Source organism: Arachnia propionica (assembly GCF_003859805.1).
Taxonomy (GTDB): Bacteria; Actinomycetota; Actinomycetes; order Propionibacteriales; family Propionibacteriaceae; genus Arachnia; species Arachnia propionica_C.
Genome location: NZ_RQZG01000008.1, coordinates 148746 through 167382 on the forward strand (window position 1 = coordinate 148746; position 18637 = coordinate 167382).

At 67.1% G+C, this 18637-nt stretch carries 16 protein-coding genes, 2 tRNA genes and 1 pseudogene; 13 read left to right on the forward strand and 6 right to left on the reverse strand.

Annotated elements, in window-relative coordinates:
* Positions 1-18 precede the first annotated feature (18 nt).
* Both EII34_RS16815 and EII34_RS08595 read right to left on the reverse strand, forming a co-directional pair.
* A pseudogene (locus EII34_RS16815) lies at positions 19-435 on the reverse strand (mannitol dehydrogenase family protein); the annotation flags it as partial.
* A gap of 11 nt (positions 436-446) precedes the next feature.
* Complete coding sequence (locus tag EII34_RS08595) at positions 447-1085, reverse strand: nucleoside/nucleotide kinase family protein (protein WP_260425100.1); 639 nt, start codon at positions 1083-1085, stop codon at positions 447-449.
* Positions 1086-1241: 156 nt separating this feature from the next.
* On the opposite strand from EII34_RS08595, the gene EII34_RS08600 reads away from it, so the two are divergent.
* Positions 1242-1973, forward strand: a complete 732-nt coding sequence (locus EII34_RS08600; RefSeq protein WP_124844748.1) for an SDR family oxidoreductase — start codon at positions 1242-1244, stop codon at positions 1971-1973.
* 14 nt (positions 1974-1987) lie between these two features.
* On the opposite strand, the gene EII34_RS08605 is transcribed toward EII34_RS08600, so the two are convergent.
* From EII34_RS08605 to EII34_RS08615, 3 genes are all read right to left on the reverse strand, one after another.
* Positions 1988-2060, reverse strand: a tRNA-Pro gene (locus EII34_RS08605).
* Between the two features lie 67 nt (positions 2061-2127).
* On the reverse strand, positions 2128-2505 hold the full coding sequence (locus EII34_RS08610; RefSeq protein ID WP_124844749.1) for a phage holin family protein: 378 nt from the start codon (positions 2503-2505) through the stop codon (positions 2128-2130).
* 53 nt (positions 2506-2558) lie between these two features.
* A tRNA-Gly gene (locus EII34_RS08615) sits at positions 2559-2632 on the reverse strand.
* A 98-nt stretch (positions 2633-2730) separates the two neighbouring features.
* Here EII34_RS08615 and tig point away from each other — a divergent pair.
* From tig to EII34_RS08645, 6 genes are all read left to right on the forward strand, one after another.
* Positions 2731-4131: a trigger factor gene (gene tig / locus EII34_RS08620; protein ID WP_124844750.1), complete on the forward strand. Its 1401-nt coding sequence runs from the start codon at positions 2731-2733 to the stop codon at positions 4129-4131.
* A 3-nt stretch (positions 4132-4134) separates the two neighbouring features.
* A complete protein-coding gene (locus EII34_RS08625) occupies positions 4135-5220 on the forward strand; it encodes an AI-2E family transporter (protein ID WP_124844751.1) in 1086 nt (361 codons plus the stop codon).
* 93 nt (positions 5221-5313) lie between these two features.
* The gene (locus EII34_RS08630) at positions 5314-5910 is read left to right on the forward strand and encodes a ClpP family protease (RefSeq protein WP_124844800.1); all 597 of its coding nucleotides are present in this window, start codon (positions 5314-5316) and stop codon (positions 5908-5910) included.
* Between the two features lie 2 nt (positions 5911-5912).
* A complete protein-coding gene (locus EII34_RS08635; RefSeq protein WP_124844752.1) occupies positions 5913-6515 on the forward strand; it encodes an ATP-dependent Clp protease proteolytic subunit in 603 nt (200 codons plus the stop codon).
* Between the two features lie 94 nt (positions 6516-6609).
* On the forward strand, positions 6610-7890 hold the full coding sequence (gene clpX / locus EII34_RS08640) for an ATP-dependent Clp protease ATP-binding subunit ClpX (protein ID WP_124844753.1): 1281 nt from the start codon (positions 6610-6612) through the stop codon (positions 7888-7890).
* Positions 7891-7937: 47 nt separating this feature from the next.
* Positions 7938-11156 carry a S41 family peptidase gene (locus EII34_RS08645; RefSeq protein ID WP_124844754.1) on the forward strand — a complete coding sequence of 1073 codons (3219 nt, stop codon included), beginning with the start codon at positions 7938-7940 and terminating at the stop codon, positions 11154-11156.
* Positions 11157-11162: 6 nt separating this feature from the next.
* On the opposite strand, the gene EII34_RS08650 is transcribed toward EII34_RS08645, so the two are convergent.
* On the reverse strand, positions 11163-12557 hold the full coding sequence (locus EII34_RS08650; RefSeq protein WP_124844755.1) for an aminotransferase-like domain-containing protein: 1395 nt from the start codon (positions 12555-12557) through the stop codon (positions 11163-11165).
* A 196-nt stretch (positions 12558-12753) separates the two neighbouring features.
* Between EII34_RS08650 and eutH the strand changes: the two genes are divergently transcribed.
* From eutH to eutL, 6 genes are read left to right on the forward strand one after another with little or no spacing between them, the layout of a single operon-like run.
* On the forward strand, positions 12754-13890 hold the full coding sequence (gene eutH, locus EII34_RS08655) for an ethanolamine utilization protein EutH (RefSeq protein ID WP_124844756.1): 1137 nt from the start codon (positions 12754-12756) through the stop codon (positions 13888-13890).
* A 3-nt stretch (positions 13891-13893) separates the two neighbouring features.
* The gene (locus EII34_RS08660; RefSeq protein WP_124844757.1) at positions 13894-14184 is read left to right on the forward strand and encodes a EutN/CcmL family microcompartment protein; all 291 of its coding nucleotides are present in this window, start codon (positions 13894-13896) and stop codon (positions 14182-14184) included.
* A gap of 2 nt (positions 14185-14186) precedes the next feature.
* The gene (locus EII34_RS08665; protein WP_221620246.1) at positions 14187-15647 is read left to right on the forward strand and encodes an ethanolamine ammonia-lyase reactivating factor EutA; all 1461 of its coding nucleotides are present in this window, start codon (positions 14187-14189) and stop codon (positions 15645-15647) included.
* A 49-nt stretch (positions 15648-15696) separates the two neighbouring features.
* Positions 15697-17064 carry an ethanolamine ammonia-lyase subunit EutB gene (locus EII34_RS08670; protein WP_124844758.1) on the forward strand — a complete coding sequence of 456 codons (1368 nt, stop codon included), beginning with the start codon at positions 15697-15699 and terminating at the stop codon, positions 17062-17064.
* A 5-nt stretch (positions 17065-17069) separates the two neighbouring features.
* Positions 17070-17969: an ethanolamine ammonia-lyase subunit EutC gene (gene eutC, locus EII34_RS08675; RefSeq protein ID WP_124844759.1), complete on the forward strand. Its 900-nt coding sequence runs from the start codon at positions 17070-17072 to the stop codon at positions 17967-17969.
* A 10-nt stretch (positions 17970-17979) separates the two neighbouring features.
* Positions 17980-18636: an ethanolamine utilization microcompartment protein EutL gene (gene eutL / locus EII34_RS08680; RefSeq protein ID WP_124844760.1), complete on the forward strand. Its 657-nt coding sequence runs from the start codon at positions 17980-17982 to the stop codon at positions 18634-18636.
* Position 18637: the final 1 nt, after the last annotated feature.

An 18637-nucleotide genomic window follows, 5' to 3' on the forward strand; every position in this document is an offset into this window, starting at 1 on the left:
CAGCAGGAACCCCCAGACACTGCGTGGTGGTTGCTCCCCGGCCGTCCGGAGTGCATCGGTCAGTTCGTAGCCGCCCTCGGTGATGGTCAGTGAGACGATCCTGACCCCGGGGGAGGCCAGCAGGTCCAGGATCTGCCCGGTGTCCTCGGGGGCGTGGAGGTGGTCGAGGATGCTGCCGATGACCCGGGTGTGTTCCTGACCGTCGGGATCGACGGTGGTCAGGGAGTAGCGGCAGTCCTGGGCACGGGCACGGCGAACCGTCTCGGCATCCCCGGGCAGGAGTCCCACGCCGACGATGCCCCAGGTGAGGTCCCCGAGTGCCAGGACGTCGTCGATGAACACCGCCTGGTGGGCCCGGTGGAATCCACCGACCCCGATGTGGACGATGCCGGGAGTCACGGCCGAGCGGTCGTAGCCGGAGACGTCGAGATCCATGGTTGCCTCCTTCAGGACGTGAGGTCGACGATGAGGTCGGCGTGCTCGCGGGTCGCCTCGACGCGCTCGGCGTTCGCCCGGTCGACCCCCAGCACCCAGGCCGTGGCCCGTTCCTCGGACTCCCCACCGGACATGCGCCGGGCGACGAGCCGTCGTACGCGCTCCTCGGCGGGCACGTCCAGGAACCACACCTCGTCCAGATGGGCACGGACCCGGTGCCACCCGTGCTCGGTCTCCAGCAGGTACAGCCCCTCGACGATCACCAGGGGAGTCGCACGGGGCACCGGGACCGCGCTGCCCACGGCGGTCTCCAGGCCGCGGTCGAAGCGGGGTGCGTAGGTGACCTCCTCGTCGGCTGCGGCCAGTCGTGCCAGCAGGGAGACGAACCCTGCGACGTCGAAGGTGTCGACGGCTCCCTTGCGGCCCCGACGGCCCAGGTCCTCCAGCACCGGGTTGTCCAGGTGGAAACCGTCCATCGGGACGATGACCGCCTGGCCGTGCAGCCGGTCGCGCAGTTGTGCGCTGAGGGTGGACTTGCCCGATCCGGGGCAGCCGACGATGCCGATCAGACGGCGTTCCCCGGGGGTGAGCAGGCGGCGGGCACGCTCTGCCAGGGAGTCGAGGTCGGCGGTTGTTCTTCGAGGGGTCACGGCTACCTCCACCATGTGGTCGAACGCATCGTTGCATTCACATGGAGACACCGTAGAATCGTCATGACATCGTTGTCAAGGGGTCTGCGCGATCTCGGCAACACCCAACCCACGTCGTCAGGGGCGGTGAGGCCCGCGGCGGGAAGGAGAGCAGGCATGGACATCAGGTTCGACGGCAGGCCGGTGCTGGTCACGGGTGCCACGGGTGGGATCGGCGCGGAGATCGTCCGGCAGCTGGTCGCCGCGGAGGCCGAGGTGATCGCGGCGGGGCGGAACCGGGAACAGCTCGATGTGATCCGGGCCGAGACCGGGTGCCGGAGCGTGGCCTTCGACCTCACCTCACAGGAGGAGGTCGAGGCGGCGGTGGGTGACCTGGAGCTGTGGGGAGTGGTGAACTGCGGTGGTTTCGGCGGCGAGATCGCCACCCCCATGGACACCGACATCGAGGTCTTCGACAAGGTGATGGCCGTCAATGCCCGGGGGACGCTGCTCGTGACGAAGTACGCCTCGAGGTCCATGATCCGGGCGGGGGTGGGTGGGTCGATCGTCAACGTCTCCAGTCAGGCGTCACTGGTGGCGCTGCCGAACCACGTCTCGTACGGCTCGTCGAAGGCCGCCGTGGACAACATCACCCGCGTCAGTGCCCTGGAGCTGGGCAGGTACGGCATCCGGGTCAACAGTGTCCACCCCACCGTCGTGATGACCGAGATGTCGGCCTTCTACTGGGGACGTCCTGAGATCGGGGACCCGTTCCTGGCGCAAATGCCGCTCGGGCGGTGGGCCACCCAGGCGGAGGTGGCGGCACCGGTGCTGTTCCTGCTGAGCGATCAGGCCTCGATGATCATGGGTGCACACCTGCCGATCGACGGTGGCTACACCTGCTGCTGAGCACCGCCTCGCGGTCGGGACGACAGGACTCGAACCTGCGGTCTCCTGCTCCCAAAGCAGGCGCGCTAGCCACTACGCTACGTCCCGGTGCCCTCATCGGGCTCATAGAGTCTAGAACACCTCAGGGGTGATCCACCAACGCACCCGCCCCGGGTCAGTGCTCATCGACCCCGAGCACACCCGTGACCAGGGAGGTGACGAGACTGATCACGAGGCTGCCGAACAGCGCGGACCAGAAACCGTCCACGTGGAAGGGCAGCCCGAACTGCTGGCCCAGCCACGCGGTGAGCGTGAGCATCGCGGCATTGATGACCAGCAGGAACAGCCCGAGGGTGAGCAGGACCAGACAGCACGACAGGGCTGTCGTGATCGGTCGGACGACCGCGTTGACCAGGCCGAGGATCCCCGCGACCACGACCAGGGTGATCACGTACTGCTGATCGCTGTCGGCCGTGATCCGGACACCCGGCACCAACCAGACGGCCGCTGCCGTCGCGAGGGCACCGGCGATGAGCCGCAGAACCATCTTCATGACCTCCACGGTAACCGCAGCACGGAAAAGGCCCCCACGCTCGTGGGGGCCGATGGAGCGGATGACGGGAATCGAACCCGCGTAGCTAGTTTGGAAGACTAGGGCTCTACCATTGAGCTACATCCGCGCAACTCGAGCGAGTCTAGCAGCAAGTCGTCGGTGTGCCCACTTCGCGGCGGGCGCTAGACTGACGCGCGACCATTTTCAACTTCCAGGAGTCCGCACGTGCCCAGCACCTTTGAGAAGCTCAGCCCCACCCGGGTCAAGCTCACCGTCGAGATCCCGTTCGCCGATCTGAAGCCCCACCTCGACAAGGCATACAAGGAGATCGCGCAGAGCGTCAACATCCCCGGTTTCCGCAAGGGCAAGGTGCCTGCCGCAGTCATCGACCAGCGCTTCGGGCGTGGCGTGGTGCTGCAGGAGGCCATCAACGAGGCCCTGCCCATCGCCTACCAGCAGGCCGTGACCGAGGCCGGGGTCGTGCCCCTCGCGCAGCCCGAGATCGATGTCACCAGGCTCGAGGACAACGAACTCGTCGAGTTCGTCGCCGAGGTCGATGTCCGTCCCGAGTTCGACCTGCCGGACTTCAGCGCGATCAAGGCCGAGGTCGACGCCCTGGGTGACCAGGAGGAGCAGGTGGAGGAGCGGATCAACCTGCTCCGCAAGCGTTTCGCCACCATCACGGAGGTCGACCGCAAGGCCAAGAAGGGCGACGTGGTGACCATCGACCTGACGGCGTCCCAGGACGGCGAGGAGCTCGACGAGGCCGCGACCACCGGCTTCAAGCTCACCATCGGTGAGGACCAGGGCATGATCGAGGGTCTCGACGAGGCCGTGCGGGGACTCAAGGCCGGCGAGTCCGCGACCTTCACCTCCACCCTGGTCGGTGGCCCACAGCGTGGCCAGGAGGCGGAGATCACCGTCACCGTCACGCAGGTGGCGGAGGAGGAGCTGCCCGCCCTCGACGAGGAGTTCGCCCAGAACATCTCCGAGTTCGACACGGTCGAGGAGATGCGTGAGGACCTGGCCCGGGCCGTCGAGGCCCAGGCGAAGGCCGAGCAGCTGGCCGAGGCCCGCGACAAGGTGCTGGAGGCGGTGCTCGAGAAGGTCGAGATCGAGCTGCCCGAAGGGGTGCTCAGCCGTGAGCTGGAGGCGCGTCGCGCGCAGATCTCCGAGCAGCTGGCCCGCGCAGGGCTGGATGTCGAGACCTACCTCGCCCAGGCCGAGGACGAGGACGCCAAGGACGCGGAGGAGTTCTGGGCCCAGGTGGACGAGCGTTCCACCCAGGCGCTCAAGGCGCAGCTGCTGCTCGACAGGTACGCCGACGAGAACGAGGTCCCCGTCGCGCAGCAGGAGCTCACCGAGCTGATCCTCCGTCGTGCAGCGGAGTCCCAGACCACTCCGCAGGACGTGATGAACCACATGATCGAGCACAACCACATGGGTGAGTGGATGCAGGAGATCCGCCGGGGCAAGGCGCTGGCCGCGATCTGCGAGGCCGCCACCGTGGTCGACTCGGAGGGCAACACGATCGAGATGGCCCCCGAGGCCCCGGCCGATGTCGAGGTCCTGGAGGAGGCCGAGCCGGTCGAGGACGGCGAGCCCGAGGTCGACGAGAAGGAGTGAGTGATGGGGGCGAATGAGCAGGGACGGTCCCTCGGCCTGCCGAAACTCGCGATCGCCGCCCTCGTGCTGGGTGCCATCGCATTGAGTCTCGGGCTGCTGAAGGAACTGAGCGCCGTCATCGCCCCCACCTTCCTCGCGGTCAACCTGCTGATCGCCTCGTTCCCGATCTACACGGCCCTGACCGGACGCAGGGCTCCCAGCCCGGTGGCGGCCATCGTCACCGGGCTGGTGGTGCTGCTGATCTTCCTGGCCTCGCTCGGGGCCATCGTGTGGTCCGGCACGGCGATGGTCCAGTCACTGACGGCCTACGGTCCGCAGTTCACGAGTCTCTACGCGCAGTTCATCGACTGGCTGGCCGGGCTGGGCTTCGACCAGACCGCACTGCTCAACCAACTGAAGTCCATCTCCCCGAGCAGCGTGATCGGGCTGGTCGGCAACGTCGTCTCCGAGATATCGAGCGCCACCGGGCTGGTGCTGGTGGTCCTCATCGCCATGGTCTTCATGGTCATGGACCTGCCCTCGGTGGGGCGTCGCTTCGCCGTCACGGATCGGCTGCACCCGGACTTCACCGACGCGCTCGACTCCCTCACCCACGGCATCCGTCGGTACTGGCTGGTGACCACGCTGTTCGGCCTCATCGTGGCGCTGGCCGACGGTGTGGTGCTCGTCTCGGTGGGGGTGCCGCTGCCCCTGGTGTGGGTGATCCTGAGCTTCATCACGAACTACATCCCCAACATCGGGTTCATCATCGGACTGCTGCCGCCGGCCCTGCTCGCGCTCTTCGAGAAGGGGCCCTGGGCCGCCGTCGTGGTGGTGGTCGCCTACAGCGTCCTCAACTTCGTGATCCAGTCCATCATCCAGCCGAAGTTCACCGGTGACGCGGTGGGCATCTCCCCGACGGTGTCGTTCCTGTCCCTGTTGCTGTGGACCGCCGTGTTCGGGGCTCTGGGTGCGCTGCTGGCCCTCCCGCTGACCCTGACGGTCAAGGCCCTGCTCATCGACAACGACCCGAAGGCCCGGTGGGTCGGTGCCTTCCTCGCCTCCGACCCCGACTCGGTCGACACCAGCGACTGTGCGGACCACAACTGAGACACGACGGTGCGCATTGGGCGGGCCACACTTGGTTTGTCGGGGACAGTCGGTAACTTTGTCCTCGTGACCGACAAGCGAAACGAGATCTCCATGGCTGCGCCGCAGGGGCCGGGCCTGGGGTTGACTGACAACGTCTACGCCTCCCTGCTCGCCAACCGCATCATCTTCCTGGGCTCCGAGGTGCGTGACGAGAACGCCAACGCCATCTGCGCCCAGATGCTGCTGCTCAACGCCGAGGACCCGCACTCGGACATCTACCTCTACATCAACAGCCCCGGCGGTTCCGTCGACTCCGGCATGGCCATCTTCGACACCATGCAGTGGATCAGCAACGACGTCGCCACCGTCGCGATGGGTCTGGCCGCCTCGATGGGACAGTTCCTGCTGTCGGCGGGCACTCCCGGCAAGCGGTACGCGCTGCCGCACAGCCGGATCATGATGCACCAGCCGTCGGGTGGCCTCGGTGGCACCGCATCCGACATCCGCATCCAGGCGGAGCAGTCGTTGCACATCAAGAAGACGATGGCTGAACTCATCGCCCAGCACACGGGGCAGAGCATCGAGCAGATCGAGGCGGACTCGGACCGTGACCGGTGGTTCACCGCCGAGCAGGCACTCGAGTACGGCTTCATCGACCACGTCTACGAGCGCGCGTCCCAGATCAACGAGAAGGCCCCCAACCAGTGAACATGAACTACTACATCCCGCAGTGGGAGGAGCGCACCAGCTACGGGCTGCGCCGCGTCGATCCCTACACCAAGCTCTTCGAGGACCGGATCATCTTCCTCGGCACCCCCATCAACGACGAGATCGCCAACGCGGTCATGGCACAGCTGCTGTGCCTCCAGTCGATGGACTCCGAGCGTCAGATCTCCATCTACATCAACTCGCCCGGTGGCTCGTTCACGGCACTGACGGCGATCTACGACACGATGCGCTACATCAAGCCGGACATCCAGACGGTCTGCCTGGGACAGGCGGCCTCGGCCGCCGCCGTGCTCCTGGCCGCAGGGACCAAGGGCAAGCGGCTGGCGCTCCCGAACAGCCGCATCCTGATCCACCAGCCCGCCACCGAGGGGGGCTACGGTCAGTCCTCGGACCTGGAGATCCAGGCCAAGGAGATCATGCGCATCCGCGAGCTGATGGAGCACATGCTGGCCTCCGACACCGGCCAGGACGTGGCGAAGATCAGCCGTGACATCGAGCGTGACAAGTACCTGACGGCCCAGGAGGCCGTGGAATACGGCATCGTCGACGACATCCTGCCGTCCCTGAAGGAAATGAATCCCTGATCACGGTGACCGGTCCGGGTGTTGTGTCCCCGAGGGACCCCCCGGACCGGTACTGTGGTGGACGACCGCGGCGCGGTCGGAAGGAGTGGGCGGCGTGCCAAGAATCGGAGAGTCCAGCGAGATCTTCAAGTGCAACTTCTGCGGCAAGTCGCAGAAGCAGGTGAAGCGTCTCATCGCAGGGGCCGGTGTCTACATCTGTGACGAGTGCATCGGGCTGTGCAACGAGATCATCGAGGAGGAGTTTCCCGAGAGCACCCCGTCCCTGCTCGAGGAGGACCTGCCCAAGCCGCGCGAGATCCGCGACTTCCTCGACCAGTACGTGATCGGACAGGACGCGGCGAAGAAGGCGTTGGCTGTCGCGGTCTACAACCACTACAAGCGCATCCTCGCGGAGAGCTCCAGGCCTGCCCGTCATCGTGGCGGGGACACCGTCGACGTCGGCAAGTCCAACATCCTGCTCATCGGCCCGACGGGGTGCGGCAAGACCTATCTGGCGCAGACCCTGGCCAAGATGCTCAACGTACCGTTCGCGATGGCCGACGCCACCGCACTCACCGAGGCCGGTTACGTGGGGGAGGATGTCGAGAACATCCTGCTGAAGTTGATCCAGGCCGCGGACTTCGACATCAAGAAGGCCGAGACCGGCATCGTCTACATCGACGAGATCGACAAGGTGGCGAGGAAGTCCGAGAACCCGTCGATCACCCGTGACGTCTCCGGCGAGGGGGTGCAGCAGGCGCTGCTCAAGATCCTCGAGGGCACCGTCGCCTCGGTCCCGCCCCAGGGAGGACGCAAGCATCCCCACCAGGAGTTCCTCCAGATCGACACCACCAAGGTGCTGTTCATCGTCGGTGGGGCCTTCGCCGGACTCGAGGAGATCATCAACACCCGCATCGGCAAGCGGCCAGTGGGGTTCAGCACCGATTCGAAGCGTCCCGAGGAGCTGGAGGAGCCCTTCTCCGCGGTCCGCCCGGAGGACCTCCACAAGTTCGGGCTCATCCCTGAGTTCATCGGTCGGTTGCCGATGATCACCACGGTCTCCCCGCTCGACCGCGAGGCCCTGGTGCGGATCCTCGTCGAGCCTCGCAATGCACTGACCAAGCAGTTCGCGCGACTGTTCGAGCTCGACGGGGTGCAGCTGGACTTCACCGACGACGCCGTCGAGGCCATCGCCGACCTGGCGCTGGAACGCGGCACGGGGGCCCGAGGACTCCGGGCCATCCTGGAGGAGCTGCTGCTCGACGTCATGTTCGAGGTGCCCTCGGCGGAGGACGTGGCCCAGGTCGTCGTCACCCGTGAGGCTGTGCTCGGCCAGGCCGTCCCGGAGCGGGTCCCGAGCGAACTCGTCGCCCGTCGTCGCGACCTCTCCGCCTGAACGTTCGCAGCTGTTCCCGTGGGGCGGAACTCCGGTAGGTTTGGCCCATGACTTCCGGCTATCTCCGCTTCCCCCACATCCATGGTGATCAGGTGGTCTTCGTCGCCGACGACGACCTGTGGTTGACGACGGTGGCGGGCGGTCGGGCACATCGACTCACCGCAGAACACGTCCCGGTCCGATCACCTCGTTTCTCCCCGGACGGGACCAAGATCGCCTACGTGCTGGGCGAGCCCGGCAACCAGGACCTGTGGGTGCTGGACCTCGACGGTGGCCGTCGTCGGCTGACCTGGCTGAGTGCCCGACGGATGCAGGTCTCCGGGTGGGCCGATGACAAGCACATCCTCATGGCCTCCATGCACAACGAGGCACTCAGGGCACTGTCCTGGGTGTACTCGGTCTCCCTCGACGGGGACGTCGAACGCAAGCCGTGGGGTCCTGCGATGAGTGCAGCCATCCACCCTGACGGACGTGTCGCCGTGGTGTCGCCGAACTTCCGGGGACCGGAGCACTGGAAGCGATACCGGGGCGGGATGGCGAACCGGGTGTGGGTCTCCATCGCCGACGGCAAGGACTGGAGTCGGGTCCTCCCGCAGGAGACCGCGAGCCTCACCGGCGCCACCTGGTGGCGGGACCGGCTGATCTTCACCTCGGACCTCGGGGCGAGGCTGCCGAAGAGCGTCAAGGACCAGGGGCAGGTCTGGAGCGTGCGTCCGGATGGCACGGACCTGCGCAACCACACCCATCACACGTTCGAGCAGGGTTACTGCCGGGATGCCACCACCGATGGTCAACGGGTGATCTATCACGCCCGTGGCCAGATCTACTGGATGCAGAACCTCGATTCGAAACCGAGACGGCTCAACGTCAAACTGGCCCTGGGGGCACCGGACCAGCAGACGGTGGAGGGCACCGATCGGCTGGACGGCATCGCCCCGGACCACGGCGGCGACGGCTCACTGCTCGTGTGGCGTGGCCAGGCCTGGTTCCTCACCCACCGCTCCGGTCCGGCCAGGGCGCTGTCCGATCTGCCCGGGGTGCGGATCCGGGAGGCGATCCCGCTGGGCCGCAGTGGAAAGGGCATCTGGGCCACCGATGCGGAGGGCGAGGACTGCCTGGAGATCGTCCAGCTCGACGGGGACGGCGACCCGCGTCGGATCTGTCACGGTGCCGTGGGCCGGGTGCTCGCCCTGGCCGCGTGCCAGGACGGCAGTCGCGTGGCCGTGGCCTCGCACGACGGGGCCATCCACGCCGTGGACGTCGCTGCGGGCACGGCACGCAGGGTGGGGCTCTCGGCCGGGGGCGAGGCCACCGGGTTGACCTTCAGCCCTGACGGTCGTTACCTGGTGTGGCGGGAGGCCTTGCGGGGTGAGGGGGCCGTCGGGAGGCTGGTCGGCCACGACTTCTCCGAGAACAAGGGATTCACCCTGACGCGGGGACGGTTCAACGACTTCAGCCCCACGTTCAGTCTCGACGGGAAGTACCTGTGGTTCCTCTCCAGTCGCAACATCGACCCGGCCTACGACGAGCTCGGTTTCGACCTGGGGTTCACCAACACGGTCCGCCCCTACGTCATCCCGTTGCGGGCCGAGGACCCGGCACCGTTCGGGCCGTCCGCGGACGGCTGGGCCATCAGCGATGGCGATGACGCGGACAAGAAGGGGGCAGCCCACGACAGGTCCGAGGGCGAGGAGACGAAACAGGAATCGCTCGTCCTCGAGGTCGAGGGTGCGGAGGACCGGATGGTCCCGCTGCCGGTGCCGGCCGGACGCTATGACCAGTTGATGCCCACCTCGGGTGGCATCGCATGGCGCAGGCTGAACCCGTATGCGGGAGTGCTGGGCAGTGGTCGTCCGCCCGGCTCGGAGTCCAAGGACACCGTCGAGGCCTTCGACCTGTCGCGCCGGAAGAGCACGGTGCTGGTCGAGGCCTGTGATGACGCCGCCGTCAGCGGGGACGGCAAGCAGCTGATCGTGCGCAACGGGGACGAGCTGTGGGTGCAGGGCAGCGACGCCAGGCCCGAGGACGACGAGGCGAGGATCACCGTGGACCTGGGACGTCTGCGTCGTACCCAGCAGCCCCGTGACGAGTGGCGGCAGATGTTCGACGAGAACGCCCGTCTGATGCGGGACCACTTCTGGCGTGAGGACATGAACGGGGTGGACTGGGCAGCCGCGTGTGCGGCGTACCGGCCACTGATCGAGGAGATCACGACCCACGACGACCTCGTCGACGTGCTGGAGGAGACCGTCGCCGAGCTCAACACCTCTCACGCCTACGTCATCCCACCCCACGGTGAGGGGGACCAGCGGGTCGCGTGGCTGGGGGCCGAGTTCCGCCGCAACAGCAAGGGTGAGATCGTCATCGCACGGATCCTCGACGGGGAGTCCTCGGACCCGATGGCCCGTTCACCGTTGCGGGCCGCCGGGGTGGCGGCCAGACCCGGGGACGTGATCCTCGCCGTCGATGGTCGCCTGACCGCCGAGGTCCCGGACATCAACGCCCTGCTGCTGGGGGCGGCGGGCAAACCCGTCGAGCTCACCCTGGTGCGGGGACGGATGAAGCGACGGGTCGCCGTCGTGCCGGTCGAGTCCGAAGGGCCGCTGCTCTACCACGAGTGGGTCGCGGCCCGGGCGGCCCGGGTGGAGAAGAAGTCCAACGGCCGGGTCGGCTACCTGCACGTGCCGAACATGATGGCCCAGGGCTGGGCCGAGTTCCACCGACTCATCGACGAGGCCAGCCGCAAGGAGGCCGTCGTGGTGGACGTGCGCTACAACGGGGGCGGCCACACCTCCTCACTGGTCCTGGAGCGATTGAGCCGCAAGGTGGTGGCCTGGGGGATGGGGCGTCACCACCAGGACGCGGAGCCCTACCCGTTCCAGGGCATGCGTGGCCCGGTGGTCTTCGTCACCAACCCCTACGCGGGATCCGACGGCGACATCATCACGGCTGCGGCGCAGAACCTGAAACTGGGCCCGGTGGTGGGGGAGCGCTCCTGGGGTGGGGTGATCGGGATCGACGGTCGTTTCGACCTGGTCGATGGCACCGTGGTGACCCAACCGCGGTACGCGTTCGCGTTGGACAAGCAGGGTTTCGGGGTGGAGAACCACGGCACCGTCCCGGACATCCCGGTGGAACTGTCACCCGCCGACTGGGAGGGTGGGGTGGACAGGCAGCTGGACGTCGCTGTCGCCGAGGCCCTGGCCCGGCTGCAGAAGAAGGCCGCGGCCAAACCCCCGGTGCTCCCGCCCCCCGCGTTCCGCTGATCCCGGTCAGCTCGCCGATCGGGCGCAGGACTTCGCCAGGGCGCGTTGCAGGCACTGGGCGAATCCCCGGGCCGCACTCGGGGTCAGCGCCCCGTAGTGCAGCAGCAGGGCGTGGTGGCGGGGCCGCATGGCGAAGTCACCCAGGGCAGAGACCTGGTACCCCGAGCGTTCAAGCTGCATCTGCACCGCCAGCTCGTCCGCCCCATCGGGCAGCTGCAGCACGATCTCGGTGCCGCTCGGCTCCCCGAGGGCCTGGACCTCGGGCACCACTTTCGTGAGTTGCTTGAGCAGGGCGTCCCGGCGTTCCTGGCACAGTGACAGGGCACGGTTGCGGTGTCGGTACAGCGCGCCGGAGCTGATGAAATGGGCCAGGGCGCGTGCGGGGAAGTCCGAGACGGGGGCGAGGTCCTCGGCGCGTCGGTGGAACCCGGGGTTCGTGATGAGCCAGACCACGGCCAGCTCGGAGCTCAGCAGCTTGGCCGGGGACCCGAGGTAGACCACCTGGGCCCCCGGCGGTGCCATCGAGAACAGGGTGGGTTCCGGGGCACGTCCGAAGACGAACTCGGCATCGAGGTCGTTCTCGATGATGAGGCCACCGGTGCGCACCGACCAGTCGAGCAGCTCCCGGCGACGCTGCTCGCTCATGGTCACCCCGGTGGGCCACTGCCTGGCCGGGGTGACGTGGACGGCACGATCGGTGCCGGTCAGCATGTCGATCCGGAGCCCGTGCTCGTCGACCGGCAGGCATCGCACCCGGCAGCCGTGGTCGATGAAGTGACGTTGGATGCGGGGATAGCCCGGGTCCTCGACGACGATGCCCTGTCCCCTCAACTCGGCGCTGTGGACGATGTCGGCGACCACGCTGCCGATGCTGGGACGCAACACGACCTGTTCGGGGGCGAAGGTCATGCCCCGGAAGGAACGCAGGTGCTTGTGGAGTGCGGCGATGAGGTCCTGCGGTCCGCTGCGGGAGCAGTCCGGGGCGATGGCACGTCGCCAGGCCCGGTTCCACTCGCGTTGGTCGAGGGCGGCCTCGTGCATGTCGGCGGGGACCGTCAGGTTGAGTGTGCGTTTCGTGCTGTCGGGCTCACTCGTGGGGGCGGGCGAGGGCGCGGCACCGGAGTCCAGGAGACTCCGCGCTCCGGGGCACACCGTGGTGCCACTGCCGTGGACGGAACGGACCACACCCAGACCGGCCAGTGTCTCGTAGGCCTGCACGACTGAGGAACGGGAGATCCCGTGGGACTCCGCCAGGCTGCGGGAGGAGGGCAGTGGGTCGTCGTCGAGGAGACTGCCGTCGGTGATCGCGGTGAGGATGGCTGAGACCACCCGCTGGGCGATCGGGTGGATCTCGGGGTCCATGATGAGACGTGGGTGCAGCTCCGGTGCTCTCCTGGCCATGGGGGAAGGCTACCCGGCACGTGGGCTGCAGGACACCGGTTCACCCGGGTGTCGGGTCACCCAGGTGGTCACCTGTCACGGGCCAAAGTGGTCTGGGCTGAGTGGGTGACGCCGCGCAAAACTGGCCACTGCAAGGCCAGTTGGCAGGCCTCGGGGATGGTCCCGGGGTGGTCGGCTCCAGGAGAAGGAAGTCAAGGTGGACATCAACACGATCATCATCTGGATCCTCATGGGATTCATGGTCTTGGGTGCTCTGGACCGCGCCATCGGGAACAAGTTCGGTCTGGGGGAGCAGTTCGAGGAGGGCTTCAACGCCATGGGTCCCCTCGCCCTGGCCATGGTCGGTGTGATCTCCTTGGCCCCGGTGCTGGCCAAACTGCTGAACCCCGTCATCACCCCGCTCTACTCACTGGTGGGGGCCGACCCGGCGATGTTCGCGGGCACCCTGCTGGCCTGTGACATGGGCGGTTGGCCACTGGCGGAGCGGCTGGCGCAGACCGAGGAGGCCGCGAAGCTCTCCGGCTTGGTGCTCGGCTCCATGATGGGTGCCACCGTCGTCTTCACCATCCCGGTGGCGCTCGGCATCATCGACAAGAACGACCGTGGCTACCTGGCCAAGGGCATCCTGGCCGGCATCTGCACCATCCCGATCGGGGTGCTCATCTCCGGACTCGCCGCAGGTTTCCCGATCCTCATGATCCTGGTCAACCTCATCCCCATCGTCGTGGCCGCCCTGCTCATCGCCCTCGGGCTGTGGAAGTTCCCCGACGCCATGACCACGGGCTTCGAGTGGTTCGGCAAGTTCCTGGTGGCGCTCATCAGCATCGGCCTCATGATCGCCGTCTTCGAGGCGAGGACCGAGGTCAAGATCATGCCCGAGGGCTGGGAACTCGACCCGGCCAGTGAGGGGATCGAGACCGTCGGTGTCATCGCGATGATGCTGCTGGGTGCCTTCCCGGCCGTCCACCTCATCATCAAGTTTGCCAGTCGCCCCCTCGGCAAGGTCGGTTCCCTGCTCGGGATGAACGACGCCGCCGCCGGTGGCATGATCGCCACCCTGGCCAACAACATCCCGATGTTCCAGATCATGAAGAACATGGATCCCCGTGGCAAGGTGCTCAACGCCGCCTTCGCGGTGAGCGCGGCCTTCGCGCTGGGCGACCACCTGGGATTCGTCGCCGCCTCCTCCCGGGAGATGATCGCCCCGGTCATCGTCGGCAAGCTGGTGGCCGGATTCGCCGCCATCGGTCTGGCCCTGCTGCTGTTCGGTCGTTCCCTGCCCAAGGCCTCCGAGGCGGCTGCGGCTGTCGAGGCAGAGGCAGAGGGAGCCTGAGGCATGAGGATCGCTCGAGTGGTCGGTGTGGCCGTGTCGACGGCCAAGGTGGAGAGCCTGCGGGGCAGCAAGTTGCTGGTGCTGCGTCCGGCCACCCCCTCCGATGAACCGCAGGGAGAGTTCTTCGTCGCCGCAGATGCCGTCGGTGCCGGGACCGGGGAGCTGGTGCTGGTCGCCAGCGGCAGTGCCAGCCGTCAGACCGAGTACACCGACGACGCGCCGGTCGATGCTGTCGTGATGGCGATCCTGGACTCCCTCGAGGTGGACGGCGAGATCACCTTCAGGAAGCAGTGACGATGACGACGGGGACACGGGAGATGCTGAGTGTCGGCATCGACATCGGGACCACGACGAGTCAGCTCGTGGTGTCCCGGCTCACCGTGTCCAACCAGGCCAGGGTGGGGCTGGTGCCCCGCCTCGACGTCGACGAGCGGGCCGTGCTCCACCAGAGCGAACCGCACCTCACCCCGCTCAGCTCCCCCGAGGAGATCAACGTCACCGCGCTGGTCAGGATGATCCACGAGGAGTACATCCGAGCCGGTATCGACTCCTCCCAGGTGGAGACCGGGGCCGTGATCATCACCGGGGAGACCGCGCGTACCCGCAACGCCGAGGCCATCCTCCAGGGGCTGTCGGACCTGGCCGGGGACTTCGTGGTCACCGTCGCGGGGCCGAGCCTGGAGTCCCAGATCGCCGGGCGTGGCTCAGGTGCCTCCGACTGGGCCGCTGACCACTACGCGACCATCATCAACGTGGACATCGGTGGCGGATCGGCCAATGCCGCCATCTTCCGCGCTGGCAAGCACGTCACCTCCGCAGCCGTCATGGTCGGCGGCAGGCAGGCCATCATCGACCCCGACAGTGGTCGTCTGGTCCACCTCAAACCTGCGGGCCGGGACATCGTCGAGCACCTCGGGCTGGACATGCGCGTGGGCGAGCAGGTGTCGCTGCAGGTGCTGAGACAGTTCACCGACGCGATGGCCGACGTGGTGGTGGATCTCGTCCTGGGCCAGACCTCCCCGCTGGGGGAGAAACTCGCCCTGACCCCGCCGTTGGCCGTGGACGGCCCCGTCGCCGCGTACTTCGTCTCCGGGGGAGTGGGGGCGGCCTACTACGACGACGTGCCCTCCGAGACCGTCGCCGAGGTGGCCCGGTACGGCGACGTCGGGCCGCTGCTCGCCGCCTCGTTGCGGGAGAATCCCCGCTGGCGGCAGCTCCGGGTGGAACGACCAGCACAGACGTTGCGTGCAACCGTGCTCGGTGCCGCCAGCCAACAGGTCACCCTCTCCGGTTCCACGATCTGGGCGGAGCGTTCCCACCTGCCGCTGAAGAACCTTCCCGTCATCGAGCCCAGGATCCTGGAACACGTCCCCGCCTACCGGGACCCGGAGGCCGTCCGGCGCGCCGTCGCCCAGGCCGTGCAGCGGTGGGACCGAGGAGAGAGCGATCCCGGCAACTTCGTCATCGCCCTCGACCTGCCGGCACTCATGGTCTACCCGCAGGTCATCGACCTGGCCGCAGGACTCGCGGCCTTCGCCAGCGACTACCTGCCGGCCGACAAGCCCCTGGTGCTCGTCACCGAGCAGGACTACGCCCAGGTGCTGGGCCAGACCCTCAAGTCCAAGGCCCCCGATCGACCGGTCATCGTCGTTGACCAGATCGGGTTGGGCGAAGGCGACTTCATCGACATCGGTGAACCGCTGTTCGACGGCCGTGTCGTACCCGTGTCAGTCAAGACTCTCGTCTTCTACCAGTGAGGACCGAAGGAAGGAACACCATGCAAGCAGAGATCGAGGAGGTGGCCTGATGTTGCTGCGCACCAAGCTGTTCGGCGAGACCTACGAGTTCAAGGATCTCAAGGAGCTGCTCGCCAAGGCCAACGAGGAGAAGTCCGGCGACCAGCAGGCCGGTATCGCCGCACGTTCCTCGGCGGAACGGGTGGCGGCGAGACTGGTCCTCGCGGAGGTGCCGCTCTCCGCGCTGCGTGAGAACCCGGTGATCCCGTACGACGAGGACGAGGTGACCCGCGTCATCGACGATGCGGTCAACGAGACCATCTACAACGAGATCAAGAACTGGACCGTCGGTGAGTTCCGGGAGTGGATCCTCAGCAACAACACCACCAGCGACATGATCAAACGGGTGAGCAACGCGCTGACCGGTGAGATGGTCGCGGGCGTCACCAAACTGATGAGCAACCTCGACCTCGTGCTGGGCGGCCGCAAGATCACCGTCGTCAAGCACTGCAACAACACGATCGGGCAGCCCGGCAGGCTCGCCTCCCGCAACCAGCCGAACCACCCGACCGACTCCGTCGACGGCATCCGGGCCACCGCCTACGAGGGACTGTCCTACGGTTCTGGTGACTCCGTGATCGGGATCAACCCCTCCGATGACTCGGTGAGCAGCGTCAGCCGCCTGCTGGAGATGACCAAGGAGATCATCGACCGCTGGGAGATCCCGACCCAGAACTGCGTGCTGGCCCACGTCACCACACAGATGGAGTGCATGAAGCGGGGCGCCCCGGTGGGGCTGTTGTTCCAGAGCCTCGCCGGATCCCAGAAGGCGATGGAGAGCTTCGGCGTCAGCGTCGGTCTGATGGACGAGGCCTACGAGATGGCGAAGAAGTACTGCTGGACCGAGGGGCCCAACTACATGTACTTCGAGACCGGGCAGGGCTCGGCACTCTCGGCCGATGCCCACAACGGTGCGGACCAGCTCTGTCTGGAGGCCCGGATCTACTCGATGTGCAAGCGGTGGGACCCCTACCAGGTCAACACCGTCGTCGGTTTCATCGGTCCCGAGTACCTCTATGACGCGACGCAGATCACGCGGGCCGGTCTGGAGGACCACTTCATGGGCAAGCTCACCGGCATCTCGATGGGCTGCGACGTCTGCTACACCAACCACGCCAAGGCCACCCAGAACGATCTGGAGAACCTGGCGGTGCTGTTCGCCTCCGCCGGTGGCAGCTTCATCATGGGCGTGCCCCAGGGTGATGACGCGATGCTGTCCTACCAGTCCACGAGCTACCACGACGCACCTGCACTGCGTCAGGCCCTCGGGCTGCGTCCTCTGCCCGAGTTCGAGGCCTGGCTCGAGGACATCGGGTTGTGGCGCAACGGTCAGCTCACCGATCTCGCCGGTGACCCCTCCTTCTTCCTCAAGAGGTGATTGACATGACTGAGAACCTTGAGCAGATCGTCGCCCGCGTCATCGCGGAACTGAAGCGGGAGGGGATCACCGCTCCCGCCACCACACCGGCTCCTGCCGTACCGACAGCGCAGGGCGACCTGGTCATCGACCTCCCTGACCCCACCGTCCCCGAGGAGCGTCACAAGCTGCGGGTGGACAACCCGTACGACGCCGACGGCCTCCGCAACCTCTGCGCCACCACGAATGCCAGGATCGGGGTCGGTCGGGCCGGGGCCCGTCCCAAGACCCCGAACCTGCTGCTGTTCCAGGCCGACCACGGGGTGACCCAGGATGCCATCTACGGGGTGGTGGAGGAGGAGACCAAGGATGCGCTGGGCCTGTTCAGCGTCTCCAGCCGGGCCCAGGACCGCGCCGAGTACCTGCTGCGGCCCGACCTGGGGCGGCTCCTCACCGATGAGGCCAAGGCGACGATCACGGAGCGTTGCAGGAAGAACCCCGATGTCCAGATCTGCGTCGGTGACGGCCTGTCGGCGGCGGCGATCACCAACAACCTGGCGAACATCTACCCGGTCATCGAGCAGGGCCTGACCTCGGCCGGATTGACGCTCGGCACGCCGTTCTTCATCGAGAACTGCCGCGTCGGGGTGATGAACGACGTCAACACCATCGTCCAGGCCAAGGTGCTGATCCTGCTCATCGGGGAACGCCCCGGGCTCGGCATCGCCGATGCGATGAGCGTCTACATGGGCTTCGACCCGCAGCCCGGCAAGAACGACGCCGACCGGGACCTGATCTGCATGATCACCACCCACGGCGGCACCAACCCCCTCGAGGCCGGTGCCTACGTCGTCGAGGTGGTCAAGAAGATGATCCAGCACGGTGCTTCCGGGGTGAAGCTCCGCGAACTCGCAACCGGTGCCTGAGGAGGAGACCATGGCCATTCTTGAACCCATCAAGCCCACGATCCTGGCGGCCCGCATCATCTCCAACGTCGACCGCGGTTTCGCCAAGCACCTGGAACTGGGGGACGAGCACCGGGCCCTGGCCCTGGTGACCTGCGACATCGACGATGCGCTGTACGTCTCCCTCGACGAGGCGACCAAGTTCGCCGAGGTCGACGTCGTCTACGCCAAGAGTTTCTACGCCGGTTCGGCCCACGCCTCTGGACCGCTGTCCGGTGAGATCATCGGCATCCTGGCGGGGCCGACCCCTGCCGAGGTCCGGTCGGGTCTCGACGCCTGCATCGCCCACTGCGAGGAGGAGGCCTTCTTCTACGCTGCCGACGAGGCCGGGGAGCTCGCCTTCTTCCCGCACCTGATCAGCAGCACCGGGACCTACCTGTCGAAGGAGGCCGGGATCCGTCCCGGCGAGGCCCTGGCCTACCTCATCGCACCCCCACTCGAGGCCACCTACGCCCTCGATGCGGCGATGAAGGCGGCCGAGGTCGAGATGAAGGTCTTCTTCGCGCCGCCCTCCGAGACGAACTTCGCCGGTGGTCTGCTGACCGGGTCGCAGAGTGCCTGCCGTGCCGCGTGCTCCGCGTTCCAGGACGCCGTGCTGGACATCGCGGCCAGCCCTCGGAGGTACTGAG

Excerpts from the sequence above, each read along its gene's own strand:
- EII34_RS08600 (WP_124844748.1), top strand. The coding sequence starts at position 1,242 with ATGGACATCAGGTTCGACGGCAGGCCGGTGCTGGTCACGGGTGCCACG.
- EII34_RS08610 (WP_124844749.1), bottom strand. The coding sequence starts at position 2,505 with ATGAAGATGGTTCTGCGGCTCATCGCCGGTGCCCTCGCGACGGCAGCG.
- EII34_RS08625 (WP_124844751.1), top strand. The coding sequence starts at position 4,135 with ATGGGGGCGAATGAGCAGGGACGGTCCCTCGGCCTGCCGAAACTCGCG.
- EII34_RS08630 (WP_124844800.1), top strand. The coding sequence starts at position 5,314 with ATGGCTGCGCCGCAGGGGCCGGGCCTGGGGTTGACTGACAACGTCTAC.
- EII34_RS08635 (WP_124844752.1), top strand. The coding sequence starts at position 5,913 with ATGAACTACTACATCCCGCAGTGGGAGGAGCGCACCAGCTACGGGCTG.
- EII34_RS08645 (WP_124844754.1), top strand. The coding sequence starts at position 7,938 with ATGACTTCCGGCTATCTCCGCTTCCCCCACATCCATGGTGATCAGGTG.
- EII34_RS08650 (WP_124844755.1), bottom strand. The coding sequence starts at position 12,557 with ATGGCCAGGAGAGCACCGGAGCTGCACCCACGTCTCATCATGGACCCC.
- EII34_RS08660 (WP_124844757.1), top strand. The coding sequence starts at position 13,894 with ATGAGGATCGCTCGAGTGGTCGGTGTGGCCGTGTCGACGGCCAAGGTG.
- EII34_RS08665 (WP_221620246.1), top strand. The coding sequence starts at position 14,187 with ATGACGACGGGGACACGGGAGATGCTGAGTGTCGGCATCGACATCGGG.
- EII34_RS08670 (WP_124844758.1), top strand. The coding sequence starts at position 15,697 with ATGTTGCTGCGCACCAAGCTGTTCGGCGAGACCTACGAGTTCAAGGAT.
- eutC (WP_124844759.1), top strand. The coding sequence starts at position 17,070 with ATGACTGAGAACCTTGAGCAGATCGTCGCCCGCGTCATCGCGGAACTG.
- eutL (WP_124844760.1), top strand. The coding sequence starts at position 17,980 with ATGGCCATTCTTGAACCCATCAAGCCCACGATCCTGGCGGCCCGCATC.